The sequence below is a fragment of the Alcaligenes phenolicus genome (assembly GCF_032063905.1).
GTDB classification, from domain to species: Bacteria; Pseudomonadota; Gammaproteobacteria; order Burkholderiales; family Burkholderiaceae_B; genus Alcaligenes; species Alcaligenes phenolicus.
Window position 1 is genome coordinate 516,749 of the sequence record NZ_DAMBOE010000003.1, and the last position, 24,262, is coordinate 541,010.

General features: G+C 56.4%; 25 protein-coding genes. 6 read left to right on the forward strand and 19 right to left on the reverse strand.

Annotation, left to right across the window (positions count from 1 at the left end; genetic code table 11):
• Window positions 1–32: 32 nt before the first annotated feature.
• From U2949_RS08920 to U2949_RS08935, 4 genes are read right to left on the reverse strand one after another with little or no spacing between them, the layout of a single operon-like run.
• Window positions 33–977 carry an ornithine cyclodeaminase family protein gene (locus U2949_RS08920; protein WP_321287246.1) on the reverse strand — a complete coding sequence of 315 codons (945 nt, stop codon included), beginning with the start codon at window positions 975–977 and terminating at the stop codon, window positions 33–35.
• Window positions 978–988: 11 nt separating this feature from the next.
• Window positions 989–1,267 (reverse strand): 2Fe-2S iron-sulfur cluster-binding protein, encoded by a 279-nt coding sequence (locus tag U2949_RS08925; protein ID WP_009457378.1) that lies wholly within the window; start codon window positions 1,265–1,267, stop codon window positions 989–991.
• A gap of 11 nt (window positions 1,268–1,278) precedes the next feature.
• Window positions 1,279–1,623 (reverse strand): hypothetical protein, encoded by a 345-nt coding sequence (locus U2949_RS08930; protein WP_026483538.1) that lies wholly within the window; start codon window positions 1,621–1,623, stop codon window positions 1,279–1,281.
• Complete coding sequence (locus tag U2949_RS08935) at window positions 1,623–1,931, reverse strand: 2Fe-2S iron-sulfur cluster-binding protein (protein WP_009457376.1); 309 nt, start codon at window positions 1,929–1,931, stop codon at window positions 1,623–1,625. The genes U2949_RS08930 and U2949_RS08935 overlap by 1 nt, the downstream gene beginning before the upstream one ends.
• A 202-nt stretch (window positions 1,932–2,133) precedes the next feature.
• On the opposite strand from U2949_RS08935, the gene U2949_RS08940 reads away from it, so the two are divergent.
• Window positions 2,134–2,325, forward strand: a complete 192-nt coding sequence (locus tag U2949_RS08940; RefSeq protein ID WP_026483536.1) for a hypothetical protein — start codon at window positions 2,134–2,136, stop codon at window positions 2,323–2,325.
• Here the strand turns inward: U2949_RS08940 and U2949_RS08945 are convergent.
• The 6 genes from U2949_RS08945 to U2949_RS08970 all read right to left on the reverse strand — a co-directional run bounded on the left by U2949_RS08945 (window position 2,322) and on the right by U2949_RS08970 (window position 9,262).
• On the reverse strand, window positions 2,322–3,356 hold the full coding sequence (locus tag U2949_RS08945; protein WP_257722872.1) for a 2Fe-2S iron-sulfur cluster-binding protein: 1,035 nt from the start codon (window positions 3,354–3,356) through the stop codon (window positions 2,322–2,324). The genes U2949_RS08940 and U2949_RS08945 overlap by 4 nt on opposite strands.
• A gap of 20 nt (window positions 3,357–3,376) precedes the next feature.
• Complete coding sequence (locus tag U2949_RS08950; protein WP_022983673.1) at window positions 3,377–3,856, reverse strand: GlcG/HbpS family heme-binding protein; 480 nt, start codon at window positions 3,854–3,856, stop codon at window positions 3,377–3,379.
• A gap of 31 nt (window positions 3,857–3,887) precedes the next feature.
• Window positions 3,888–5,348, reverse strand: coding sequence for an aldehyde dehydrogenase family protein (locus tag U2949_RS08955; RefSeq protein ID WP_026483534.1), 1,461 nt, complete (start codon window positions 5,346–5,348; stop codon window positions 3,888–3,890).
• Window positions 5,349–5,408: 60 nt separating this feature from the next.
• Window positions 5,409–6,143: a TenA family transcriptional regulator gene (locus U2949_RS08960; RefSeq protein ID WP_026483533.1), complete on the reverse strand. Its 735-nt coding sequence runs from the start codon at window positions 6,141–6,143 to the stop codon at window positions 5,409–5,411.
• 123 nt (window positions 6,144–6,266) lie between these two features.
• Window positions 6,267–7,748: a gamma-glutamyltransferase family protein gene (locus U2949_RS08965; RefSeq protein WP_026483532.1), complete on the reverse strand. Its 1,482-nt coding sequence runs from the start codon at window positions 7,746–7,748 to the stop codon at window positions 6,267–6,269.
• Window positions 7,745–9,262 carry a hypothetical protein gene (locus U2949_RS08970; RefSeq protein WP_321287251.1) on the reverse strand — a complete coding sequence of 506 codons (1,518 nt, stop codon included), beginning with the start codon at window positions 9,260–9,262 and terminating at the stop codon, window positions 7,745–7,747. Before U2949_RS08970 ends, U2949_RS08965 begins: the two co-directional genes overlap by 4 nt.
• Window positions 9,263–9,432: 170 nt before the next feature.
• On the opposite strand from U2949_RS08970, the gene U2949_RS08975 reads away from it, so the two are divergent.
• Both U2949_RS08975 and U2949_RS08980 read left to right on the forward strand, forming a co-directional pair.
• Window positions 9,433–10,167, forward strand: coding sequence for a sulfite exporter TauE/SafE family protein (locus U2949_RS08975; RefSeq protein WP_026483530.1), 735 nt, complete (start codon window positions 9,433–9,435; stop codon window positions 10,165–10,167).
• Window positions 10,168–10,267: 100 nt separating this feature from the next.
• Window positions 10,268–10,975 carry a GntR family transcriptional regulator gene (locus tag U2949_RS08980; RefSeq protein ID WP_009461948.1) on the forward strand — a complete coding sequence of 236 codons (708 nt, stop codon included), beginning with the start codon at window positions 10,268–10,270 and terminating at the stop codon, window positions 10,973–10,975.
• On the opposite strand, the gene U2949_RS08985 is transcribed toward U2949_RS08980, so the two are convergent.
• From U2949_RS08985 to U2949_RS08995, 3 genes are all read right to left on the reverse strand, one after another.
• Window positions 10,976–11,566 carry a TetR/AcrR family transcriptional regulator gene (locus tag U2949_RS08985; protein ID WP_026483528.1) on the reverse strand — a complete coding sequence of 197 codons (591 nt, stop codon included), beginning with the start codon at window positions 11,564–11,566 and terminating at the stop codon, window positions 10,976–10,978. It lies immediately after the preceding gene.
• 63 nt (window positions 11,567–11,629) lie between these two features.
• Entirely contained in the window at window positions 11,630–12,865 is a 1,236-nt protein-coding gene (locus U2949_RS08990) for a multidrug effflux MFS transporter (protein WP_026483527.1), read from the reverse strand.
• A gap of 184 nt (window positions 12,866–13,049) precedes the next feature.
• Window positions 13,050–13,598 (reverse strand): ferritin-like domain-containing protein, encoded by a 549-nt coding sequence (locus U2949_RS08995; protein WP_026483526.1) that lies wholly within the window; start codon window positions 13,596–13,598, stop codon window positions 13,050–13,052.
• Window positions 13,599–14,152: 554 nt separating this feature from the next.
• On the opposite strand from U2949_RS08995, the gene U2949_RS09000 reads away from it, so the two are divergent.
• Entirely contained in the window at window positions 14,153–14,686 is a 534-nt protein-coding gene (locus tag U2949_RS09000) for a Chromate resistance protein ChrB (RefSeq protein ID WP_080655504.1), read from the forward strand.
• Window positions 14,640–15,896 carry an MFS transporter gene (locus tag U2949_RS09005; protein WP_407654174.1) on the forward strand — a complete coding sequence of 419 codons (1,257 nt, stop codon included), beginning with the start codon at window positions 14,640–14,642 and terminating at the stop codon, window positions 15,894–15,896. Before U2949_RS09000 ends, U2949_RS09005 begins: the two co-directional genes overlap by 47 nt.
• Before the next feature lie 40 nt (window positions 15,897–15,936).
• Here U2949_RS09005 and U2949_RS09010 read toward each other — a convergent pair whose 3' ends face one another.
• The 6 genes from U2949_RS09010 to U2949_RS09035 form a co-directional block, all read right to left on the reverse strand.
• Window positions 15,937–16,323, reverse strand: a complete 387-nt coding sequence (locus U2949_RS09010) for a RidA family protein (protein WP_026483523.1) — start codon at window positions 16,321–16,323, stop codon at window positions 15,937–15,939.
• A 57-nt stretch (window positions 16,324–16,380) separates the two neighbouring features.
• The gene (locus U2949_RS09015) at window positions 16,381–17,355 is read right to left on the reverse strand and encodes a Bug family tripartite tricarboxylate transporter substrate binding protein (protein WP_321287257.1); all 975 of its coding nucleotides are present in this window, start codon (window positions 17,353–17,355) and stop codon (window positions 16,381–16,383) included.
• A gap of 11 nt (window positions 17,356–17,366) precedes the next feature.
• On the reverse strand, window positions 17,367–18,284 hold the full coding sequence (locus U2949_RS09020; RefSeq protein ID WP_321287259.1) for a fumarylacetoacetate hydrolase family protein: 918 nt from the start codon (window positions 18,282–18,284) through the stop codon (window positions 17,367–17,369).
• Window positions 18,285–18,298: 14 nt separating this feature from the next.
• Window positions 18,299–18,958: a GntR family transcriptional regulator gene (locus U2949_RS09025; protein ID WP_009461966.1), complete on the reverse strand. Its 660-nt coding sequence runs from the start codon at window positions 18,956–18,958 to the stop codon at window positions 18,299–18,301.
• A 146-nt stretch (window positions 18,959–19,104) separates the two neighbouring features.
• Window positions 19,105–19,620: a single-stranded DNA-binding protein gene (gene ssb / locus U2949_RS09030; protein WP_321287261.1), complete on the reverse strand. Its 516-nt coding sequence runs from the start codon at window positions 19,618–19,620 to the stop codon at window positions 19,105–19,107.
• 259 nt (window positions 19,621–19,879) lie between these two features.
• Window positions 19,880–21,091 carry an MFS transporter gene (locus U2949_RS09035; RefSeq protein WP_321287263.1) on the reverse strand — a complete coding sequence of 404 codons (1,212 nt, stop codon included), beginning with the start codon at window positions 21,089–21,091 and terminating at the stop codon, window positions 19,880–19,882.
• A 111-nt stretch (window positions 21,092–21,202) separates the two neighbouring features.
• Here U2949_RS09035 and uvrA point away from each other — a divergent pair, with 111 nt between their 5' ends.
• Complete coding sequence (uvrA, locus tag U2949_RS09040; RefSeq protein WP_321287377.1) at window positions 21,203–24,166, forward strand: excinuclease ABC subunit UvrA; 2,964 nt, start codon at window positions 21,203–21,205, stop codon at window positions 24,164–24,166.
• Window positions 24,167–24,262 lie beyond the last annotated feature (96 nt).

Below are 24,262 nucleotides of genomic sequence, written 5' to 3' on the forward strand. Positions count from 1 at the left end.
TACCCCCAACATGCTTGAATTATTGTCGTTTTTCAGTGTGCAGCAAGCGCCTCCTGCGCTGTCTTGCCAAGCTGATGACGACGATACGCCAATCCAGCAACGGCAATATCTTCAATCGCCACACCCACTGATTTATACACGCAAATTCCCTGTGCGTCGTAGCCTTGTCCCCGGTCTAATTGCAACCAATCGCTTAACTCGCACAACTTGTCCGAAACGCCGCAATCGGGCGCGGCCAGAATCAGGTCCCCCGCCTCCGCGAGAGTCTGCTCACCCCACTCCACCACAATCTTGCCTGCCCGCTGCAGGCAGGCATCATCCAATTCCCGCGCCGTTGGCAAACTGGAGCCAACGGCCGCGACAAAGCAGCCTGGCTTCAGGCTGCGTCCATCAAACAAGGGATCGCGACTGCGGCTGGCCGTGACCAGAATATCCGCCTGTGCGGCGATCTCTTCCGCTCGGGCGGCTCGCACAGGCACACCACACTCCAGCTCCAGCTGGTGGCAGCGCTTCTCATCAACATTCGGGCTCCACACCAGCACACGCTGCAAGTCAAAGGTCTGGCACAACTGCAGAGCATGCGCCATCCCCTGGGCACCCAGACCCAGCACTCCCAAGGTTTGCGAATGGGGGTTGGCGCCACGCTGTGCTGCCAGCACCGAGCAGGCTGCGGTACGCCATTGCGTAATCGCGCCGGCATCCAAGGTGGCCAAAGCCTGTCCGTTCAGTGCATCAAACAGCACAATGACAAAATTGAATGCGCCATGCACGGTCGTATAAATCTTGGCACCCGCCACTTGCTGGCCTGGAATGACCGCGCCCAAGGTCGACAAGCGGGTATCGTCCACCTGCGTGCGCACACGACGCTGCTGGGCTGCCTGACCCTGTCCAAACTCGATGAAAGCCTGCTCCAGCACCTCTTGTACGGCAGGCGCATCAAGCAGCTCGTGTAATTGCTGATCGGTCAAATGCAGCATGGCCGCTCCTTTTACCAGCTCACCGTAACGTCACCACGAACAAAGGTCTGGCACGCCATACGAAAACCCTCTGCCAGATCCTGCTCGGACAAATGCTTGTGTTCCTTGGCCTTGACCTCGTCCGTATTGCTCAGCCCTTCCGTAATTCGGCATTTGCAGGTGCCGCAGATCCCGCCCCCGCACTTGAACGGGATGCCACCGCGCTCGCGGATGGAAACCCGCAGCAAGTTACTGTTCTCGGCGGCAGACACCACCAAATCATTATTCGACGCAAATGTAATCTGAACCATATTCTGCTACCTCAGGATTGCTGCTGTGCCGGGGTCTGTGCCCCTGCCTGGGGACCGTCAAGCTCACACTGACGCAATTCGGCTTGTATGCTGCCAAAGTGCGTCAATCCGGCCAGTTCTTCATAAGCCTGTTCGACTGTTGCAAACTTTTCCATTTGCCGGGTAGGGATGTCATTGATCGTGCCATTTGGCGTCTCTTCCACAATGCGAACGCGCGAGCCTTCCTGAATACGCGCAATGGCAAACACCGCCTTGAAACGACCCTGAAAATGGTATTCATAGGCCGCCACCATCTCCACGCCCACGCCCGGTTCCGTGCGGTATTCCCCTGGCTTGCTGGTCAGCACCACATACATCACTGCACCTCCTGTGTTTCAGCTTGCTCCAGAACGATGTCCTGATTAATCCATAGCTGACAGGCCAGCCGCCAGCCCTGATCGAGTCGCTCGCCCAATTGTTTTTTCTCTTTCCAGTTGGCCGCTGGCAGATGCTCGCCCCCCTCCAGAACACGGCAGGCACATTTAGCGCACTTGCCCATGCCACAACCGTAGGTCAAATGCGGAAAGGGAAATTGCTTGATACCCGCCCGGACCACCAGATTGGTGTTCTCCTGCACTTCACCCACATGCGTCTGGCCGTTTTTATGAAAAGTAATGGTTGGCATGAAACCTCCTGCTGGCTGCCAATAATGCGACCGGATTGCGAGCCCTGACCGCCTGAAAAAACCAAGAACGGTATACCAAGATAAAAACCGCAACCTTCAAGCAACAGTTTTTCTTGTTTTTAGACACAAACATCCATCAATTTGAGTAGAAACCCCTATTGCGGTATACTTAATTCAATTCAAACCCATTAACGAGATCATCATGAAAACCCCCGTCGAACTTCGCTATCTGCAGCGTCCCGTCGGCGAGCAGTTGCTGCCACACTTGGCCCAGCGCAAGCATCTGCGCCGTCGTATCCCGCTCATCAATCTGCCTTCACTGACGGAACTGTTTGGCTGCCGCAAGAAACGCGACCCCGAAGCCGGCCAGGATCAACTCTCCCACCAAGCCTAGACAAGAGAAGGCTCTGCGGAGCTGGGATCAGACTGGAAGTTGAAGGCGTCGGCATACATGAACTGCTCATTGGCGCCATGCTCCTTGAACAAACCACGGGCCTGCTCAATCATCGCGGGCGAGCCACACAAGTAAATGGCATGCTCTGACAGGTCAGGTTCATCCCGACACACCTGTTGCTGCACATAGCCGCGCGCGCCTTGCCAACTCTCGTCAGCATGGGAGAGCACAGGGACAAAACGGAACTCGCATAAGCGCTCAGTCCAAGATTCGATCTCCTGGGCCAGATACAGGTCTTCGGGCCGATTCATTCCCCAATACAGGCTGACAGGCGGGCAATCATCCTTATCCAGCAAGGACTCCAGAATCGCCTTGATGGGGGCAATGCCAGTTCCGGTTGCCACCATGACCATGGGTCGCCAGTCGCGCTCACGCCAATAGAACACGCCCAAGGGCAGCTCCAGCAGCAGCTCGTCGCCGGCTTTCAGGGTCGGCAAACATACCTGGGTGAAACGCCCACCCTCCACTTCCCGCACATGCAATTCAATGCGCCCCTGTGCGGCATCGGCATTGGCCATGGAAAAACTGCGTGCACGCCCGTCCTCGAACAAGATGTTCAGATACTGACCTGGACGGAACGACACTTGCACGTCCTGCGGCAACTGTAAAATCAGACGCCAGATCCCCTGACATGCCCTTTCCACGCTGTGAACCTGCGCCCGGACTTGCCGGGTTTCAGGCAAGTCATCACGGTGCGCGGCCAGACTGATTTCAATATCGGCATCGAGCCGTGCCTGGCAGGCGGCGGCATGGCCCTGTTCGTGCTCCTCGTCGGCAATGCTCATGGGCAGGCAGTCATCCTCATAACAAACCTTCCCACGGGTGACCTGAATGCGGCAGGTCCCGCAGCCACCAAACTCGCAGTCGCTATAAATGCGCACGCCTTGGCGCTGGGCGGCCTGCAAGATGGTCTCTTGCGGTTCTACCCAAAACTGCTCGCCGGTTTCCTTGATATCGACACGATGGGCCATGACCCGTCCTCCTGATGCCACTATTTCTTGATGTCCGCCTGAACCAGCACGTCCAGACCCTCTGCCTTCAAGGCCTCGGCCAGCGCCTGCAGGCCGGCAACACCGGCTGCCGTATCCTGCTCGCCGTTACCACCGCTCAGGCCTATGCCGCCAATGACTTCACCATTGACCACAATGGGATAGCCGCCTACAAAAGCAGCAAAACGCCCTTCAAAGCTCAACTGAATCCCGAAGGCTTCGTTACCCGGCAAGGCGGGGCCATTGGGCGGGGTGGTGAACAAATGGGTGGAGCGCTTGTGGCCTGCAGCGGTAAACGCCTTGTTCCAGGCAATCTGGGCGCCGGTAATACGTGCCCCATCCATGCGTTCCATCACGATGGGGTAGCCCCCTTCGTCAACCACGCAAACGGTCTCCAGCACGCCAATCTCCTTGGATTTGGCAATCGCCGCGTCCACCATCAAGCGCGCTTCGCGCTGTTCGAGACGTAGGATCTTTTTCATATGTCTTCTCTGTATTTCGGGTTAATAAAACTCAGATACCGCGATACACGGTCTTGATCTGGGTATAGAACTCCAGGCCCGCCCGGCCCGACTCGCGGAAAGTGGATGTGCTGGACTGTTTCAGTCCACCAAAAGGAGCATTGATCAAGTTGCCGGTTGTGGTGCGATTGATCTTGACTGTCCCGGCTTCAATGTCGTTGGCAAAGCGATGCGCATAGTCGGCACTGCGCGTCACAATGGCGGCCGACAAGCCGTATTCGGTGTCATTGGCCATGGCCAGCGCCTGCTCGTAGGAATCGATTTCCAGCAAGGCAATCACCGGACCAAAGATCTCTTCGCGGGCAATACGCATTTGCTGAGTCACGTCTGTGAACAAAGCCGGACGCATGAACAGGCCCCGTGCGTAGTCACCTTCGGTCAAACGTTCGCCGCCCAGTAAATGAGTGGCTTCCTGCTTGCCGATGGCCACATATTCCAGAATGCTTTCCAACTGGCTTTCAGTGGCAATAGGCCCCAGATCGGGATTGCCATTCAAACCATTACCCACGCTCAAAGCGCTGACTTTCTCTACCAGGCGCCGCGTGAATTCTTCTTTGACCTGACGATGCACGAGCACACGGCTGGTTCCCGTGCAGGCCTGACCGCTCAAGGAAAACCCGCCTTGAACCACCAGCTTGACGGCCAGATCCAGGTCGGCGTCTTCCATGACAATCAAGGGATTTTTGCCACCCAGTTCCATTTGGGTCCGGGTGCTCATGCGGGCCTGACGACAAATGTCTTCACCCGCCTGGGTCGAACCAGTAAACGAAATAGCACGTACCTGAGGGGATTGCACCAGCGTGGGCCCCACTTCACTGGCCCTGCCATGCACCAGATTCAGCACACCCGCCGGAATCCCGGCTTGCGCAAAGGCTTCGCACAGGTAATAGCCCGTCAAAGGTGTGTCGGATGAAGGTTTGAACACGACGGTATTACCGGTGATCAAGGCGGGGGCAATTTTGCGTGCCGGGATGGAGATAGGGAAATTCCAGGGCGCAATCACAGACACCACGCCCAATGGTTCACGCTGGGTGTACACCAGTTGCTGCGCATCATCCTGGGGGAATGTCTCGCCGGTATAGGTCTGGCCTTCAACCGCATAAAAACGCAGGGTCTGGGCCGAGCGCCCGACTTCCATCTTGCTTTGCGCCAGCGTTTTGCCCTCTTCTCGCGTCAGACCCTGAGCGATACGGTCCACATTGGCATCAAGCCAGGCTGCAGCCGCATTCAGCACACGAGCCCGAGCGGAGATAGGCGTAGCTCGCCAGCCTGCAAAGGCAGCCTGAGCAGCAGCAACGGCTGCCTTTGCGTCCTCAGCCGTGGACAGTGGGAAAGCCCCCACTACATCGTCACGATCGGCCGGATTCAGATTAGGCTGCGTACGCCCGCTCTGGCTGGGCAGCCACTGCCCATCAATGTAATTGTCGAAAACGACGTCCTTGAGATTGTCCACCGCTGTACTTCCTTGTTTCTAGGTCGGCGGGCAGCCCATCTGCCCGCTCGGCTGTCTGGCTCAGGCTGCTTCCAGCTGCAGTTCTTGCAGGCTGATTTCGTCTTTGACGTAATCGTTATACAAGGCGGTGGTATACAGTAGACGCATCTCGGCACCAATTTCGCAGATACGCAGGCAACGCTGTTGCAGCTCTACGGTATTGGCATGCTCAAGAACGATCTGGTAGCCGCGCTCGCCATGAATCTCGTCGGACACGATATGCAGATCGAAAAATTCCACTTCTTCATCGGTGAAACCGTATTTTTCGCGCAGGGTTGGTGTCTGCTTGCGGTAAATGGAGGGAACCTGAGACTCCAGGCCCACGACCAGCCCTGCGACGGCAACAACGGGGTCTTCACGCATGGCAATGGCGTAACACCAGGCCTGCAAGGCACGGGTGGTGGCATTCATATTGTCAGGATCTTCGATCCGAGCCCGTGTCGTGCCACACGCTTCGCCAAAGCGGATCAACAGGTCTGTGTGACGGTCACCCCCAATTTCCTCTTCATACATATTGGCCAGCAAGAAGTCTTTGGCTTCTACGTATTCGGCGGGGGTGCGGGCATACAGATAACCCAGGTAATCAGCAAAAGGGCCGACATAGTGGTAGTGGTTTTCGGCCCAGCGAGCCAGATGCTCACGGCTTAGCTTGCCGCTGGCCCAGGCAATGCTGAAAGGGGAAGTATTGGCACTTTTCCCTTTAATGGCGGTTTCCAATGCGGTGCGAAATTCATCGCGATTCAGCAGTTTTTCCATGACTGTTTCCTTGTTGAAAGACGTCGCCCTGACAGCAGCCGACGAAAGATGAGGTTTGGACTATTTAAGTATATTGTATACCGTCTACTATTTTAAAAAGTAGGGAATAACCCTGCCCGATTATCAATCCAGCGCCACGCAACCATCTTTGCGTGGGTCAGAAACAGCCTGCAAACGGCCGTCCCCCAAGCGCTCAACAGCTTGAGCGCCGCCAAAATCGCTGCGACCAGCAAGCTCACCTACGCCTTTATCGGGTGGCACATACCCGTGTTCACGCAGGAAGGCCGCCCGGCTTGCATCAAAACCGTCTTCCAGGGCTAGGCGGCCAGCTCCCTCCAGACGCCAGCGCGGTGCGAACAAGGCTTTCTCCAAAGGCCAGCCATCACGCAGCACACGAGTCCATATCTGTATCTGGCCTTGGGGTTGCATCAAACCACCCACCACACCCAGCCCCATATGGAACTGACCCGACTTCAAGGCCAAAGACGGAACAACCGTGTGATAAGGGCGTTTTCCCGGCCCAGGGCCATTCACATGCCCAGGCTCGGAAAAACCGAAACCCCGGTTTTGCAGCACAAATCCACAGCCGGGTACGGCATACGCAGAGCCGAATCGTTTAAAAATGCTGGACATGAACGTGACCGCCAATCCGTCTGCATCGACCACAACCGTACAGACCGTATTGCCTGCCGGATCACAGACAACCCGTGAAGCCTGAGCCATCGCCGCTTCGGTCGCCTTGACCAGTTCCAGCTCCGCCGCATCCTGGTCAACAGGGCGTTTCCAGGCACTTTGCACGGCGTCCAGGACCGCCACCCCATGCGTGTTGGGAGGGCATTCATAAAGGCTGAACTCTCCCAGCGATGCACTGACAGGCTCGCAAAAGAACCCTTTATGGCGGCGAAAGTCCTCAGTCCTCAACAGCCCCTGTACCTGCTCCATCGCCTGCTCTGCCTGCTGCGCGGGGCGTCCCAGATAGAAGGCATCGGGGCCTTGCGTGGCGATGTCCTGCAAGACAGCTGCCAGTTCAGGGTTCAGGTATTGCTCCCCTGCCCTGGGCGGCTTGCCCGCCCTATAAAGGGCGGCACACACGGGATCGCGATGCAGCACAAAATCAAAGATTTGCCATTCACGCGCCGCCACCGGCGCTACCGCAAAACCTTCCCGCGCTGCCTGAATGGCAGGCTGAAACAAGCGGGCCCAGTCCAGACGGCCATAGCGCTGGTGCATATCCCACCACCCTCGCACCAAACCAGGCGTGGTAATGGACAACACATGACGCTCCGGAATCCGTCCCCCGGGCAAAGCCTGGACATGCTCAGCCTTCAATAACAGGGGTGCCGCGCCGCTGCCGTTATAAGCCACTGGCGTACTATCGGGAGGTGCAATCATGGCCAACAGATCGCCACCAATGCCTGTCGCCATAGGCTCAACGACACCCATGACGGCATCGGCAGCAATAGCCGCATCCACTGCACTACCCTTGAGTTCCAGCATGGCCTGCGCGGCCCGCACCGCCAAGGGGTGCCCGGCAGCAACGGCCCAATGTTTCCCCAAGCCCTGTTTTTCACCGGCGCGATAGGCTGTCGTACCCATATCGCTCATCCGAACACCAGCACAGCGCAAATAGTTGACAGGGCCATCCCCGCCAGCACAGGAACCGTCAGGGCTCGCACCAGATCCAGAACATGCACTCGGGCAAAGCCCGCCACGGCAATCAATGAAGACCAGGCAATCAGAGTGCCACCGCCCGTCCAGATAGCACCGATCTGTCCTACCGCAGCCAGGGTTTCAACTTCCAGCCCGGATACCGGGCTCAAGGCCGAGGCCAGGGTCCCTGTCAATGGCAGACCCGAGAAGCCCGAGCCATCAATGCCCGAGATCATGCCCACCAACAGAACACCAAAAGCCACCAGAAAATGATTGTCCGGGATCAGATGCTGCCCCGCCGAGATCAACTCGAACAGCAGACTGGGCGTTTTTTCCAGTGGAGTGCCTAAAATGGCCGACGTTGCTTCACTGGCGCCCAGGAAGAAGAAACCGGCAATGGGCAGCACCGAACCCATGGCGCGAAAGGCGAATACAAAACCATCAGTCATATGATCCGGGCAGGTGTCCAGCATGCGCCGCGGCCCTTCTGCCATACAGGTAGCAATCATCATCAACACAAAGGCCACGCCCCCCACTAATCCGGCGGCGTCGCCACCACGCAGGACTGGCAAGGACGGGATAAAGCGGGGCAACAGCATGATGCCAATCACCGCCAGAAACGCCAGTGGCGTAATCCAGGCCAGAATGCGCGAATAGCGCTCTTCCTTGGGGCTCAGGCCGGGATGCACCGTGTGTTCATTACCCGCCGTGCCACGAGCAATCTCGGCCTTGTCATACGTGCCTTGAGATTCCACTTCATCCAGGGTGCTATCGGGCGCCTGACGCATCCAGGCATCCAGCAAACGGCTATCTGCCGGTCTGAAATAGCGGCGCATCAGCAAAAATGTCAACGTCAGCGCAACGCCACCGGTAATCCAGGAAAGCACCAGCGCACGATCCGCCAGCACGGCAACATCGGCTCCGACACCCGCTGCCTTGGCGCTGATGCCAGGAGCAACCCCAATGATGTAGTCCGACGATAGCGCCATGCCCTGCCCACAGATAGCAATAGCCATCGCCCCGACCAGAGGAGGCAAACCAGCCGCAATCGCCGCCGGCAGCAAAATGGCCGACACCAGAGGTACAGCGGGTGTGGGCCAGAAGAACAGGGAAATAAAGTAGGTAGCCGCCGCAATCATCAGAAAGGACGAGGCACTATTGACCATGACCTTGCGGAAGGGGGCCACCATCTTCACATCGGCCTCCAGCCTCTTTAACGAATTCAGCAAGGCAGTCATGAACGTGATTACCAGGAAAATATTGAACAGTTCCTGGGCCGCCACAAAGCTGGCCGAAAAAATACTGATGAAGCCTTGGATAGGGCTGCCAGTCATGGCGGTGACGACCGCCAAGGTGCCAATAACCGATGGCACCACCACATTGGCCCGAAAAATCATCGTAATGATGATGACCAGAACGCTGATCAAATAAGCCCAGTGCGCCGCACTGAGCACCACGTCGCTTTGCATGTATCCCCCTTTCCTTCTCTTTTTTCTGAATATCGAGCACACCTGAAACGGTATACTATCTTCAATTATGATTTCGAATCAGAAAAAACTATCAAAAACTGGGGAAAACTCTAAGAGTTTTATGTTTGAAACACTTAGATTGAATACCTTATACAAATGAAGAGGAAACTATGGCGGCTTTGATTGATCTGGTGGACCCGCTCTCCTGGCTGCTCATGGCTTTGCTGGTTGTGTTGGCCGCCTTCCTGCAAGGCGTTGGCGGAGTTGGGTTTGCAATGCTGGTCGCGCCGATTGCCGCCTTGATATTTCCGCAGTTGGTTCCTGGCCCTTTACTGGCCTTGGGTGGCAGCGTCTCTTTGCTGGCGGCCTTGCGAGAGCGTCAACATATCGTGCCCGATGTCGTTGTCTGTGCTCTGGGTGGCCGTGCCACCGGATCGATCATTGCCATACTGGCCATGACACAACTACCCATAGAGGCGGTGAATCTGGGTTTTGCCCTGGCCATTCTGGCCGCAGTGGCACTGAGTGCCTGGGGCTTGCGCATCCTGCCTTCCAAACGAAACATGATCCTGGCGGGCATTGCCTCGGGCATTATGGGAACCCTGACCTCGGTAGGCGCTCCCGCTCTGGCAATTGCCATGCAAAATCTGGCTCCGGCACAGCTACGCGCCTCATTGGGTCTTATTCTGTTTTTAGGTGCGAGCCTGTCCTTGATCCTGCTTATGATGGCTGGCCTGTTCTCCTGGCAACAGGCAATGCTCAGCATTGTGCTCTACCCCTTCATGCTGCTGGGCTTCGCCTTATCAGGACGATGGCGCCATAAAGTCAGCATGCCGCTAATGCGTAGACTGCTATTGGGGATTTGTTCGCTAAGCGCTGTGGTCTTGATCGCCCGCAGCGTTTGATGAGGATGCTTAGGCCGCAAACTGTATACCATATTCAGAAAAACGCCCTCACACCGTATAATCGTGGCTGGCCCTTTTGCCCAATTGCACAGGTCGCACCATGAATATCCCCAGTTTCAGCCTTCCCAACACCCTTTCCGGCGCGGAAAGCCGTCGCTTGGGCGATCAACATGCGTCATTGTTTGCGGTTATCCGTGACCAATTGCGCGAGCGCATCTTGAGCGGAGAATTTCATCCGGGAGATCGCCTTGTGGAAGGCAAATTGGCTAGCGAACTGGGCGTCTCGCGTATTCCGGTACGGGAAGCCCTGCGCGAGTTGGCCTCCGAAGGTCTGGTCACGATCGAACCACGACGTGGGGCCTCAGTGGCTATCCTGTCGACCGAGATTGCCTACAACATGGCTGAAGTGCGCGCCACGCTCGAGGGATTGAATGCAAAACTGGCCGCCCAACGCCGGGACCCAGCCAATATCGAAAAGCTGCAAACCATTCTGAGCCAGGGCCATGAAGCCATGGATGCCGGCAATCTGGATTTGCTCAAATCCCTGAACCGCCAATTTCATGAAACCCTGGCTACCATGTCGGGCAATATTGTTCTGACCGAACTCATGCGCTCCCTGCGTGACCGCACCGCCCTGTTATTTGCACCCAGCAATTTGCAGCGCATCCGCCAGAACTGGGAAGATCACTCTCAGATCCTCAATGCGGTTGTGGCCGGTAATGGTGATCTGGCCAACCTGCTGGCCACCCAACACGTGCACAATGCAGCCAAAGCCTATCAGGACGCCCAGAACGGCGAGAAAACCTGATCAGGCCGGGCGGCCTGCTCTCAAAGCCGCCTCAAATACCCTCCAGACCGATGCCAGACGCCGCTGGTATTTGTGTGCACCACCAAACAAAAGCTCGCTTTGCAGACTGTCGATCAAGGCCATGTACGTCATGGCCAAGGTCTCCACGCTCAAACCTGTTTCCGATTTGGCCAAAGCGGACTGTGCCAAGGCTTGATGGATGATGCGCTCCAGATCCTCCATGAACACATGCATGGGCTGCATCACCACATCGTACAAATGCACAGGCGGCGCAAACAAGGTGCGAATCCAGAAGCGCACTTGATGTGATTGCTCAAAGCGCTCCTGTATCCCTTCCAGGTACGCTCGCAACTGCTCCTTGATGTCATCGCCTCCCTGCAGAACTTGACGGGCGTGGTTCAGCTCATCGTCCACAATCTTCGGAATCAGGTTCAGGAACAGCTCGTCCTTATTGCGGAAATGGGCGTAGACCGAGGGCTTCTTGATGCCGACATCAGCGGCAATCTCGTTCATGGTGGTGGCATCAAAGCCCTGAACAGCAAAGCGCGCCAACGCGGCATCCTGCAGTTTTTCAGTCGTGGTTTTGCTCACAGTCCAACAGCTCTCAGTCAAAGGCCAATGATCAGGGCCGCTTTCGCGGCCCGCAGCAACTACCTATTTTACAACCCCCAGCTCACTGACTGATCGGGTCACCGTGCGGCAACGGCCAGCCAGAACATACAGAATAATAGCCAACAGACCGCAGCCACCAATTGCCACAGGCAAAACCTGCGGCCCAGGCACAGCCAGACTGACGATATAGCCCACCACCGCCGAAATCAGATAATGAAACATGCCCATCAAGGCCGCAGCCGTCCCAGCCTGTGGGCCAGCCACATCCATGGTCAAGGCCGTCACATTGCCAAACACCATGCCTAAAGAGCCCACCGAAACAGCAATCAAGGCGGCATACAGAATCAGGCCCGCCACATCCGCTTGCACCACCGCATACAGGAGCAGAGCCGAGGCCGTATGAACAATCAGTCCCAAAGCCAGCACCCGAGAGGTGGGCATCCCGGCCTTCAACAAATAATTGCTGACGACCCCACCCAGAACCAGCGCCACCGAGTTACCGGCAAACACATAGCTGAATACGGCAGGCGACAAGGAAAAATGCTGCGTGAACACAAAGGCCGAGCCACTGATGTAGACAAACAAGGCAGCCAAAGCGAATCCACCGGAGCCGGTATACGCCATGAAGGCCTTGTTACCCAACTCACGACCATAGGCACGAACAATATGGCCTGGATTCAAAGGCACACGCTGACTCACGGGCAGCGAATCCGGTATGGCTTTAAGCCCCCAAAGCAGCCCCATCGTCCCTAATGCGGCCAGCATCCAGAAAATGGCGCGCCAATCTGCGTGGCTCAACAGATAGGCGCCCAGAATAGGAGCCACAATCGGTGCAATCATCATCACCTGCATCAGCAGGGAAAAGATGCTTGCCGACTCTTTTACATCGCACAAGTCCGCCACAATGGCACGCGGTGTGACCAAGCCCGCTGCGGCGCCTAACGCCTGGATAAAACGCGCCGCCAACAAGGCTTCAACCGATGTGGCCAAAGCGCCAAAAACCGAGCCCACCACAAAGATAACCACGCCCAGCAGCAAGGGCACTCGACGCCCGAAGCGATCCAGCAAAGGGCCGTAAATACCTTGACCCAAGGCCAGGCCAGCCAGAAACACCGACAAGGTTTGCTGAATCCGGCCGGGGGAAGCCCCCAGCTCCTGCGCGATAGCAGGCATGCCCGGCAAATACATATCAATGGCCATGGCATCCAATGCCGTCAACAAGGCCAGCAACAAGATCAAGGGCCAGGCCAGGCTTCTGGCACGTGACAGCTCGCTCATGTCACACCCTTAACACTGCGGACGAACAGAAATTCAAACACGCTCACACCCCCGTATATAGCGACGTCAATCAAAGCTACCTACCGATAGGTAGGAAAGCCGCTACTGTACTCCTTTTCAGAATTCAGGCAAAAAAAAACCCCGGAAAATACCGGGGTTTTTTGTGAGCGCCTGCGCAACTTACTTAGATATCCAGCAGATCGCCCATATCGTCGGCGTGCTCTTCTTCCACCGCCATGATTTCAACCAGCATCTGGCGAGTGGTCGGGTCGGTGTCGCCAATGCGCTCGATCATCTGACGATAGGACTCGATGGCAATACGCTCGGCAATCAGGTTAGCGCGAATCATGGATTTGATATCGTCGCTATCGTCGTACTCTGCATGGCTACGCTGGACCAGATTGGCCGGGTTGAAATCCGGCTCGCCGTTCAGTTGCACAATACGTTCGGCAATGCGGTCGGCATGCTCGGCTTCTTGCTGGGCATGTTCCAGAAACTCGGCTTTGATAGGCTCATTGTTCAAGCCGGTAGCGGTGAAGTAGTGGCGCTTGTAGCGCATCACACAGACCAGCTCGGTGGCCAGGGCCTCATTGAGCATCTGAATGATTTCTTCACGATTGCCCTTGTAGCCGGATGCCACCGCCCCATCGTCCACAAACTTCTTGGCAGCTGCACGGATAGCGGCAACATCGATTGGACCTTGGCTTGTTTGGACTGCTTTCTGCTTGCTCATTGCATTCCTCCGTATTGATTCCCACCGCGAAAGTGCGGCGCTGTATCGCGCAACAACCGGAAACGAACACACTGACTTCATAACCAACAAGAGCTTGTCCTTGGGACAAGCGCTTTACCTAAACCTGGGCTTGAAGTCTGCACGCTGCTTGTGGTTGAGACCGGTCGTGCAAGAAACTGAACAAAGTGGATAGGTGTTGTCATGGTAGCCATTGCTCCTTGGCTTGGAAAGCGCAAAACCGCGGCTACCAGTAGCAAGCAGACCGGCCTTTCAAGGCCAGAAAACCACAAACCAGGCCGTCTGAAAACTGTTCAACCTCACACGGCATGCGGGCTTGGCACGAAATTTTTTACTGGTTTTCCCCAAGATAAAGAGCCCCGTTCTTGTTCAAGCAGAGATACAAGACCAAACACTTGGATACAGAATCCGGCCTCAGTTCAGACGGCAGCAGGAAGAACCGGGGTCAGCGCTCATACCTGACGGCTTCTTTTCATATCCATTCAGTTCAATTAATATGAAACGGCCGTTACTTTAAAATCAAGATCATGACTTCAATGAGCTGGCTGTTACTGACCTATAAAGTTCCCCCTGAACCCAGTGCAAAACGGCTGGCCTTATGGCGGCGCCTGAAAGCGCTGGGTGCGGTGTATCTGCAAAATGGGGTATGCGTCCTGCCCAAAACCGACGAGCATGTGCGCCGTCTGAAAGTGCTGGAAAACGACATCACCACCATGGAAGGTGAATGCGTCTTGCTGGAAACCATTGCTCTGGACAAGGCACAAGAGGACAAAGTCATCGCCCGTTTTACGGACGACCGCAATGAGCAATACCAGGAGCTGCTGGGGCGCTGCAAAGACTTTGAAGTGGAAATCACCAAGGAAATTTCGATTCAGAAATTCACCTACGCCGAGCTGGACGAAGAAGAAACCGACCTGAAAAAGCTGGAAAACTGGTACGAGAAAATCCAGAAGCTGGATTTTTATGGCGCCCCCCTGGCACAGGTCGCTCAAGAGCGCCTGCAAGACTGCAAGGCACGGCTGGATGAGTACGCCCAAATGGTCTACGACGCTCATGAAGAAAACCGCTAATCCGGCGTTCACACCGGCTGCCGACGTGCCTCGAGCCAAAATTCACCGCAGCGTCTGGGCGCTGGGTTTTGTGTCCATGTTCATGGATATTTCTTCGGAGCTGATCCACGCCCTGCTGCCCATTTACATGGTTACCGTCCTGGGCACATCGGTACTGGCCGTCGGCTTTATCGAAGGCATTGCCGAGGCCACCGCCTCCATCATGAAAGTGTTTTCCGGCGCGGTCAGCGATCGTTTTGGAAAGCGCAAACTGCTGGCAGTCATTGGCTATGGCCTGGCAGCCCTGACCAAACCCATTTTCCCGCTGGCGAACTCGCTGGACTGGCTGGTTGGTGCCCGCTTTGTAGACCGTATCGGCAAAGGCATACGCGGTGCGCCACGCGATGCCTTGGTCGCAGATGTGACCCCGCCGGAAATGCGAGGTGCCGCCTACGGCTTGCGTCAGACCCTGGATACCATTGGTGCTTTTGTTGGCCCCTTGCTGGCTATCGGCCTGATGTGGTGGACCGCCAACAACTACCAGCTGATCTTCTGGATCGCCGTGCTGCCTGCTTTTATAGCCATCGCCATCCTGGTGTTCTTTGTGCGCGAGCCCAAACTGCCCGCCAACACCCGCCCCCGCAAATTGCCTCTGAATCGGGAAGACCTCGGCCGCTTGGGTTCCCGCTACTGGTGGGTTGTCGCTATCGGTCTGGCCTTTACCCTGGCCCGTTTCAGCGAAGCCTTCCTGATCCTGCGTGGTGAAGCCAGCGGTTTGCCGCCCATGTGGGCTCCTGCGGTCCTGGTTGTCATGGGCGTGGCCTTTTCTTTATCTGCCTACCCTGCAGGTGTGCTGTCGGATCGCATGCGCAAGACCGATCTGCTCTTGATCGGCGTAGCTCTTCTCATTGCAGCCGATCTGGTGCTGGCCTTCGTTCCTGGTCTGCTTGGCCTGGGCCTGGGGGTTACCCTGTGGGGCCTGCACATGGGCTTTACTCAAGGTCTGTTCAACGTCCTGATTGCCGACAACGCCCCCGCCGAATTGCGTGGCACTGCCTTTGGCATGTTCCATTTGCTGACCGGCGTCGCCCTGCTGCTGGCCAGTGTCATCGCTGGTGTGCTCTGGGATACCATAGGCTTTCAAGGCACCTTTGCGGCTGGCGCGATCTTTGCGGTTTTGACTGGTGCAGGGTTGATTACCTTGCGACGTTCCGCTCAAGGAGCGTTCTGAATAAAAAAGGCCGACTTCATGTCGGCCTTTTTTCATTTCATCATTCCGCGACGGCAGCGATGCACTCAATTTCCAGCAGGAACAAGGGGTTCCCCATATCCGCAGCAATCGTGGTGCGGGCCGGGTATTCGCCGTCCTTGAAGTAAGTGCGATAGATCTCGTTCATGCGAGCAAAGTCACCAGCGTTCTTCAGAATCACATTGGCTTTGACGATATGGTTCAGGCTGGAGCCTGCTTCTTCCAGCAGGGCTTTCACATTGGCCATGACCTGATGCATCTGGGCGTCGAAGTCGTTTTCAGCAATCTGGCGATCGTCAAAAAAGCCTGGCTGGCCCGACACGAACACAAAGCCATTGGATCGTACAGCAGGCGACAAGGGGGCACGAGGGGGAGTCACTTTGTCGGACCGGATAATTTCTTTGTTCATATTCATCTCCTGGTTAGTAGCTTGAGCTCTCTGGGCTCTTTCGTATTCGTTAAGGGTTTATTGCGCGCTGGCGCCAGAGGCTTTTACCACTTTGGCAGCCATTTCCATTTCAGACTTCAGATACTCGGCAAACTCGGCCGACGTCGTACCCGCAGGTTCCAGTCCTTGGGCCAACAAGCGTTCGCGAATTTCGGGCAGGTTCACAATACGGACAAATTCAGCACTCAGCTTCTCCACAATCGGTGCTGGGGTACCGGAAGGCACAATCACGCCATACCAGGAGTTGGAGTTCATATTGTCCACGCCTGCTTCTTTGAAAGTAGGTACGTCGGGGATGGATTCCAGACGAGTATCGTTCGCCAGGGCAATTGCACGCAGCTTGCCGGATTTCACGTGGGGCAAAACATCGGGCGTATTGGCAAACATCATGTCTACATGACCGCCCAGCAAATCGTTCAACGCCGGGGCCTGGCCTTTGTACGGAATATGCAGCACATCAATCTTGGCTTCTGCTTTCAAGCGTTCAATTGCAATATGCGGCGATGTACCTGCACCAAAGGACGCAAAGGACAGCTCACCCGGTTTGGATTTCGCTGTAGCAATGACATCCGCCAGGCTCTTGACCGGCACATCCGGGTTCGCCACCAGCAGGTGCGGTGTGTAGGCCACCCAACTAACCGGCGTAAAGTCCTTCACCGTGTCGTAACGCAGGTTGTTGTACAGGCTGGGATTGATGGCAAAACTGTTTGCTACCATCCCCAAGGTGTAGCCATCCGGCGCAGCGCGGGCCACGATTTCCGTACCAATCACCGTACCGGCACCGGGCTTGTTGTCGATGATGACGGGCTGTTTGAAGTCATCCGACATTTTCTGCGCCAGACTGCGGGTCAGATTATCCAGTGTGCCGCCCGCCGGGAACGGAACAATGATGGTGATGGGTTTGGTGGGATATTCCTGCGCCCTCGCAAGCGAGGGCACAGCCGTTAAAGCGCTTAATACAGCCACGCCTGACAGGATTAATTTAAAGCGCATAGTCGTCAACCTTACTCAATAGTAGTGACCAGCTCGCCTATAGCGGGGATACGAGCTTTAATGACATCGCCTGGTTCCAAAGAGCGTGGAGGTTGCATGGCAAAGCCAACCCCGGAGGGCGTGCCTGTCGCAATAATGTCCCCTGGCTCCAAGGTCATGCCCGCCGACAACTGGGCGATGATGTTGGGCACATCGAACAACATGTCCGACGTATTGGCCGATTGGCGCAGTTCGCCATTCACTTCCAATTCAAGATCCAGCGCGTTGGGATCTGCGATGGACGTTTTCAGTGCCACTACCGGCCCAATCGGGCAGGTACCATCCAGAGACTTGCCCTTGAACCACTGGCCATGCAGTGCTTGCAGGTCGCGTGCCGTAATATCGTTGATCACCGTGTAGCCAAAGACGTAGTCCAACGCGTCTTCAACTGGAATGTCCCGGCCTTCCTTGCCGATCACAATGCCCAGTTCCACTTCGTAATCCAGCATTTTGGTGTGGGCCGCATGGCGGCTGACCAGGGCCTGATGGCCCACCACCGTAGTGGGCGGTTTGCTGAAAAACTCCAGTGCTTTGGGGAAATCATCCGCCGCGCGACCACGTGCCAGATTGCCTTCCACGATGTGGGCACGGTAATTGCGCCCCACACAGAAAATGTTTTTGGCCGGATTCGGGACAGGAGCCAGAAAGCACAGATCTGAAGCGGCATGGACGGGAGCCTTGGCCTGGCTTGCCTGCTCCATCAAAAGCTGCAGGCTGATCAGGATCTCGTCACCCATAAAAATGGCATCGATGACTTCAGTGGGCGCTTGCCGAGCACTTAAGGGATGCTCGTACATCCCCCAGGCCTGCGTCAGGTCTACCACCCGATCATCGTCCAGCATTCCGCCCAAATGCGTTTCCCCTGCGACTACAAAGGTCAGTAACTTCATGACAGCAAACCTCCTTATCGGATGTTGTTGGAACTGTTCAAGGTTTGCGTCAGCAGCCCTTGAACGTGCTCACGCGCCAGACGATCTGCCAGCGCCGCGTCCCGTTTTTCAATCGCGTCGATCATGGCCAGGTGCTCGGCCAAAGACTCATGTGCACGTTTCAAGCGCTCAATGGTTTTGGTCTTGAGCATGTCGCGGTGCCCAAAGGACTTCCACACCTTCTCCAGCAAGCTGTTTGCAGCCAGACGCATGATGGCCGCATGGAATTCCACATTGGCTGCCGCATATTCGCTGACACGCTCTTCCACATTGTCTTGATTGAAGGGCGCAAACAGCGCGCGCAAGGCATCCACATCCCGCTGCGAGGCATTCAAGGCAGCTTCACGAGCCGCAAAGGCTTCCAGTTCGATACGCAGCTTCAGCCATTCGATGTAGTCCTGCTTGGTCAAGGGCGAGAGCAAGGCGCCGCGACGAGGCTCCATGGTCAAAATACCTTCCTGCCCCAAGCGCAGCAGTGCTTCCCGTACCGGCGTGCGGCTGACATTGAGCATCTTGGCCAGTTCTTCTTCCCGAACCCGCACAGGTTCATCAATGTTTTTCACCAGGCCAAGAACGTGAGCACGCACCGACTCATACACCCCATCGCTGTGACTTGCTGTTTTGATCGTGGTCATTGCTTTCCTATTTTGCATTCATTTTTTATCGATTGTATACAAGATTGAAAGTTGGTACACATTAGTGTTTATACGAACGAAAAAAACCCCGGCAAGCATCGTGCTTGCCGGGGTTTTTGAACTTCAGTCCCGCTAAGGGCTAAGCCTTAGAACGGAATATCGTCATCCATATCGGCCAGATTGTCCGACATAGGAGCGGTATTACGTGGAGCCTGTTGTTGCTGCGGTTGCTGAGGCGCTGGGCGCTGAGCACGTTGCGGAGCTGGTGCACCACCGCCGCCACCGTATTCGCCACCACCCATGCTGCCGCCGCCCATATCACCACCGTCACGGCCGCCCAGCATTTGCATTTGCTCGGCGATGATTTCCGTGGTGAAACGCTCCTGGCCGTCCTGGCCTGTCCATTTACGGGTGCGCAGACGACCTTCTACGTAGACGGGACGGCCTTTGCGCAGGTATTCACCCGCGATTTCAGCCAGACGGTTGTAGAACACCACACGGTGCCATTCGGTTTCCTCACGGCGCTCGCCGGAGGTACGGTCTTTCCACTGCGAAGTCGTGGCAATGGAAATATTGCAGATGGCCGAGCCTTCTGCGCTGTAGCGTACTTCTGGGTCGCGGCCAAGATTGCCCACCAGAATGACTTTATTTACCGATGCCATGAAAAAATCCTGTAGTCAAAAATTCGATATCAAGCCGTATTATCGTGGATTCGTGCCTTAATTAACACTCCCTCCCCACTCCAGGGAGGGCAGTTTTATCCATGCAAACCATCCCGTTACAGCACCTTGAACGGCGTATATGGCTGAGCACCCGACGGTGTCACCTGTTACGTCCAGCTCTTGATTCTTGAGGCCGATCCGGCCACTTTACTTGTTGCTGCCTGCCACGTCTTTGCACAAGCGTAACAGGCAACGCCTTTTAATATTTGTCTTTGAAACCGCGCGCTGTCAGCAACCAGAGCAAAGCCAGGGCTGCGCCGGTCCACAAGACCCATTGAGTGAGCCCTCGCCCTGCCAGGATGCCGCCAATCAGGCCGCCAGCAAATACGCCCAGGGACTGGGAGGTGTTGTAAAAACCCAGCGCCAACCCTTTGTATTCTGGTGGTGCCACACGCGACACCAAAGAAGGCTGCAAGGCTTCCAGCACATTAAAGCCGATAAAGAAAAAGGTCAGCGCGGACACCATGGGAACCAGTGAATCACGCGCCCAAGGCATGATGGCCAGCACCACAATCAGCAGCAACACGGCCAGTTCCAGCGCATGCTTGTGACGCTTGCGGGTCTCTGTCCAGAACACCGCTGGCACCATCAGCACAAAGGAAACCAGGATAACGGGCAAGTACACCTTCCACAAACCCTGAGTGCCGTAGCCACCCAAAGTCGCCAGGATGCCCGGTACGACGATGAACAGGGACATCAGGATAAAGTGCAGACAGAACACGCCAAAGTTCAGGCGCAGCAAGTCCAAATGACGCAACACCTGTCCGGCGGTAACCTGCACAATCGAGGCTGGTGCTTTAGGCGCGCTGGGCACCACAAAAGCGGCAATCAACAAGCAGACAAAGCCCAGCAAACTGATGGCCCAGAACAGTCCCGACAAACCAAATTGCCCTACCAGCACTGGCGAGAGCACCAGCGATACAGCAAAAGACAGCCCAATGGAGCCACCCACCATCGCCATGGCACGTGTGCGCACTTCGGGACGGGTGGAGTCGGCAACCCAGGCAGAAATTGCCGCTGAAACCGCCCCCAGACCTTGAATACAGCGGCCTACCGTCACCCAGTCAATATTCTGGGCCAGCGCGGAGATCACCCCGCCGACCACGAACAAGGCCATGCCGATGACGATAATCGGTCGACGTCCGAAGCGGTCCGACGCCATCCCCAAGGGGATCTGCAAGACAGCCTGCGTCAGACCATAGGCCCCCAACGCCAGACCCACACGTGCGGCATCATTACCGCCGGGCAAGGAGTGCGCGGCTACAGCAAAGACCGGGGTCAGCAAAAACAGACCCAGCATTCGACAGGCAAACAACAGGGCAAGCAGGATGCTGGCCTTGCGCTCTTGCTGAGTCAGACTCAGGCGCGCTGGGCGCGATCCGGCCGTATTCATGGTTTGGTGTGTACTCATTTAATACTCTGTCACAACTGGGCTAGCAGAGAGCCCGGATACCCGTTCACATAAATTCTGACGCAACGCGCTATAGTAGCAAGTTGCCTTTTGACAAGCCTAAATAAAGCGATGGAAGCCATCCGCATTCGTGGTGCCCGTACCCACAACCTGAAAAATGTCTCCGTAGACCTGCCACGCCACCAGTTGGTCGTGCTGACGGGGCTGTCCGGTTCTGGGAAATCCTCTCTAGCCTTCGACACCTTGTATGCCGAAGGCCAGCGGCGCTATGTGGAAAGCCTGTCCGCTTATGCACGTCAGTTCTTGCAACTGATGGACAAGCCAGATGTGGACTTGATCGAAGGTTTGTCGCCTGCCATTGCCATCGAGCAAAAGGCAGCAGGTCATAACCCGCGTTCCACCGTGGGGACCACTACCGAAATCCACGATTATTTGCGCCTATTGTACGCGCGGGTCGGGACTCCTTACTGCCCGGAACACCACTTGGCCTTGCAGGCTCATAGCGTGAGCCAGATGGTAGACCAGATTCTGCAATGGGAACCTGAAACCCGTATTGCCGTGCTGGCACCCATGCACCGTGGCCTGGTCGGTGACCTGCAGCTTGAACTGCGCGGCCTGCAAGCCCAAGGCTTTGTACGGGTACGCGTTGATGGCGAGATCTCCAGCATTGAAGATCTGCCTGCACTCAATGCTCAACAGGCACACGATCTGGACCTGGTCATTGACCGTCTGCGCATTCGGCCCGATAGCCAGCAGCGTCTGGCCGAGAGCCTGGAAACCGCCCTGTCCACCAGCAACGGTCGTTGTCTGGTGGTGAATCTGGACACGGGCCTGGAACAGCCCTATTCCAGTCACTACGCCTGCCCGGTCTGCGATTACTCCTTGCCCGAGCTGGAGCCACGCCTGTTCAGCTTCAACAATCCTGCAGGTGCCTGCCCGGACTGTAGCGGCCTGGGGCAAGTGGATGTATTCGACCCCGAACGAGTGGTGGCCTTCCCGGAACTGAGCCTGGCAGGTGGTGCCATTGCAGGCTGGGACCGACGCAATGCATTTACCTACACCTTGCTGACCAGCTTGGCGGCCCATTATCACTTTGATATAGAGGCTCCCTTCGAGTCCCTGCCCGAAGCGCTGCGTCGCACCGTGCTGTACGGCTCCGGCGCGGAAGAAATCCCCTTTCTCTATTTGAACGAGAAAGGCCGCACCACCGTGAAAACTCACCCATTTGAAGGGGTGATTCCGAATCTGCAACGTCGCTGGGCGGAAACCGATTCCAGCGCCGTGCGCGAGGAACTGAACAAGCTGCGTCGCACCCAGACCTGCCCAGCCTGCCATGGCGCACGCCTGCGCCTGGAGGCACGTCACGTCCGTATCGGGGATGATCCAATTCCCAGCCATACTGGGTGCAAGCATCATGCAGGCACCGCGTCCGCCAACTCCGCAACCCTCAATGTCGACCAGCTGTCTGACAATACAGCACAGTGCACGCAGACAGGCTCCACAGCTCAAGGACAAGCCAAAGGTCTGGCCATCTATGAGGTCGAAGCCCTGGCCCTGTCCGACTGCCTGGCCTGGTTCGAGCGTCTGTCACTAACAGGCGCGAAAAAAGAAATTGCCGACCGCATCGTGCGTGAAATCCGCCTGCGGCTGGAATTTCTGAACAATGTGGGTCTGAACTACCTGTCTCTGGACCGCAGCGCCGACACCATTTCCGGTGGCGAGGCCCAGCGTATTCGTCTGGCCAGCCAGATCGGCTCCGGTCTGACCGGCGTGATGTATGTGCTGGACGAGCCTTCCATTGGCCTGCACCAGCGCGATAACGACAAGCTGATCCAGACCCTGCAACACCTGCGGGACCTGGGCAATAGCGTGATCGTGGTCGAGCACGACGAGGACATGATACGCACCGCCGACTATGTCATCGACATGGGCCCCGGCGCAGGTGAACATGGTGGTCAAATTACCGCTCAAGGCTCGCCCGCCGAGCTGGCCCAGAACCCCGAGTCTCTGACTGGTCAGTACCTGTCTGGCAAGCGTCAGATTGCCGTGCCCAAACGACGTCCTGTTGATGACAGCCTGAACTGGCTGCGCCTGTATGGTGCCAGCGGCAATAACCTGAAGTCGGTTGATCTGGCGATTCCGGCCGGACGACTGGTCTGCATTACCGGCGTGTCCGGTTCGGGCAAATCCACGCTGATCAACGACACGCTGGCAACCGCCTTCTCGCATTTGCTGCACCGTGCCCACGCCGAACCGGCGCCCTACGATCGTATGGAAGGCCTGGAGCATTTCGACAAGATCATCAACGTCGATCAAACCCCTATTGGTCGTACCCCACGCAGTAATCCGGCCACCTACACAGGCATGTTCACTGCTATTCGTGAGCTGTTCGCCAGCGTGCCCGAGGCACGTTTGCGTGGCTACGACCCAGGCCGCTTCTCCTTTAACGTTAAAGGCGGCCGCTGCGAGGCTTGTCAGGGCGACGGTGTAGTCAAGGTAGAGATGCACTTCCTGCCAGACGTGTACGTACCTTGTGATGTCTGCCAGGGCCGTCGCTACAACCGTGAAACGCTGGACATTCGCTACCGTGGCCGCAATATCAGCGAAGTGCTGGACCTGACGGTTGAGCAGGCGCTGGAATACTTTGATGCGGTGCCAGCGGTCGCGCGTAAATTGACTACCTTGATTGATGTGGGCTTGTCCTACATTCGCCTGGGTCAAAGCGCGACCACCCTGTCTGGAGGTGAGGCGCAGCGGGTGAAATTGTCACTGGAGCTGTCCAAGCGCAGCACCGGTCAGACGCTGTATGTACTGGACGAACCTACAACTGGCCTGCACTTTCAGGACATTGCTGTCTTGCTGGAAGTGCTGGACAAGCTGGTTGAGTCGGGCAATAGCGTGGTCGTGATTGAGCACAATCTGGATGTGATCAAAACGGCAGACTGGATTGTGGACATGGGACCGGAAGGCGGCCAGGGCGGTGGGCAGATTGTGGTGCAAGGCACCCCGGAGACTGTTGCTGCTTGCGAGCAAAGCCATACAGGGCGCTATCTGAAGCCTTTATTGCAGCGCTAAAGGCTGTCTCCCTTAAAAGGCCACACTGCTCAGGCCCCAAGCACCAAAAAATACGGTTTTTTGGCGCTTTATCAATGAAGAAGAGTTCCTGAACAG

Coding starts and splice junctions, on each gene's coding strand:
- U2949_RS08920 (WP_321287246.1), bottom strand. CDS start 977: ATGCTGCATTTGACCGATCAGCAATTACACGAGCTGCTTGATGCGCCT.
- U2949_RS08925 (WP_009457378.1), bottom strand. CDS start 1,267: ATGGTTCAGATTACATTTGCGTCGAATAATGATTTGGTGGTGTCTGCC.
- U2949_RS08930 (WP_026483538.1), bottom strand. CDS start 1,623: ATGTATGTGGTGCTGACCAGCAAGCCAGGGGAATACCGCACGGAACCG.
- U2949_RS08935 (WP_009457376.1), bottom strand. CDS start 1,931: ATGCCAACCATTACTTTTCATAAAAACGGCCAGACGCATGTGGGTGAA.
- U2949_RS08940 (WP_026483536.1), top strand. CDS start 2,134: ATGAAAACCCCCGTCGAACTTCGCTATCTGCAGCGTCCCGTCGGCGAG.
- U2949_RS08945 (WP_257722872.1), bottom strand. CDS start 3,356: ATGGCCCATCGTGTCGATATCAAGGAAACCGGCGAGCAGTTTTGGGTA.
- U2949_RS08950 (WP_022983673.1), bottom strand. CDS start 3,856: ATGAAAAAGATCCTACGTCTCGAACAGCGCGAAGCGCGCTTGATGGTG.
- U2949_RS08960 (WP_026483533.1), bottom strand. CDS start 6,143: ATGGAAAAACTGCTGAATCGCGATGAATTTCGCACCGCATTGGAAACC.
- U2949_RS08965 (WP_026483532.1), bottom strand. CDS start 7,748: ATGAGCGATATGGGTACGACAGCCTATCGCGCCGGTGAAAAACAGGGC.
- U2949_RS08970 (WP_321287251.1), bottom strand. CDS start 9,262: ATGCAAAGCGACGTGGTGCTCAGTGCGGCGCACTGGGCTTATTTGATC.
- U2949_RS08975 (WP_026483530.1), top strand. CDS start 9,433: ATGGCGGCTTTGATTGATCTGGTGGACCCGCTCTCCTGGCTGCTCATG.
- U2949_RS08980 (WP_009461948.1), top strand. CDS start 10,268: ATGAATATCCCCAGTTTCAGCCTTCCCAACACCCTTTCCGGCGCGGAA.
- U2949_RS08990 (WP_026483527.1), bottom strand. CDS start 12,865: ATGAGCGAGCTGTCACGTGCCAGAAGCCTGGCCTGGCCCTTGATCTTG.
- U2949_RS08995 (WP_026483526.1), bottom strand. CDS start 13,598: ATGAGCAAGCAGAAAGCAGTCCAAACAAGCCAAGGTCCAATCGATGTT.
- U2949_RS09000 (WP_080655504.1), top strand. CDS start 14,153: ATGAGCTGGCTGTTACTGACCTATAAAGTTCCCCCTGAACCCAGTGCA.
- U2949_RS09005 (WP_407654174.1), top strand. CDS start 14,640: ATGAGTACGCCCAAATGGTCTACGACGCTCATGAAGAAAACCGCTAAT.
- U2949_RS09010 (WP_026483523.1), bottom strand. CDS start 16,323: ATGAACAAAGAAATTATCCGGTCCGACAAAGTGACTCCCCCTCGTGCC.
- U2949_RS09015 (WP_321287257.1), bottom strand. CDS start 17,355: ATGCGCTTTAAATTAATCCTGTCAGGCGTGGCTGTATTAAGCGCTTTA.
- U2949_RS09020 (WP_321287259.1), bottom strand. CDS start 18,284: ATGAAGTTACTGACCTTTGTAGTCGCAGGGGAAACGCATTTGGGCGGA.
- U2949_RS09025 (WP_009461966.1), bottom strand. CDS start 18,958: ATGACCACGATCAAAACAGCAAGTCACAGCGATGGGGTGTATGAGTCG.
- ssb (WP_321287261.1), bottom strand. CDS start 19,620: ATGGCATCGGTAAATAAAGTCATTCTGGTGGGCAATCTTGGCCGCGAC.
- U2949_RS09035 (WP_321287263.1), bottom strand. CDS start 21,091: ATGAGTACACACCAAACCATGAATACGGCCGGATCGCGCCCAGCGCGC.
- uvrA (WP_321287377.1), top strand. CDS start 21,203: ATGGAAGCCATCCGCATTCGTGGTGCCCGTACCCACAACCTGAAAAAT.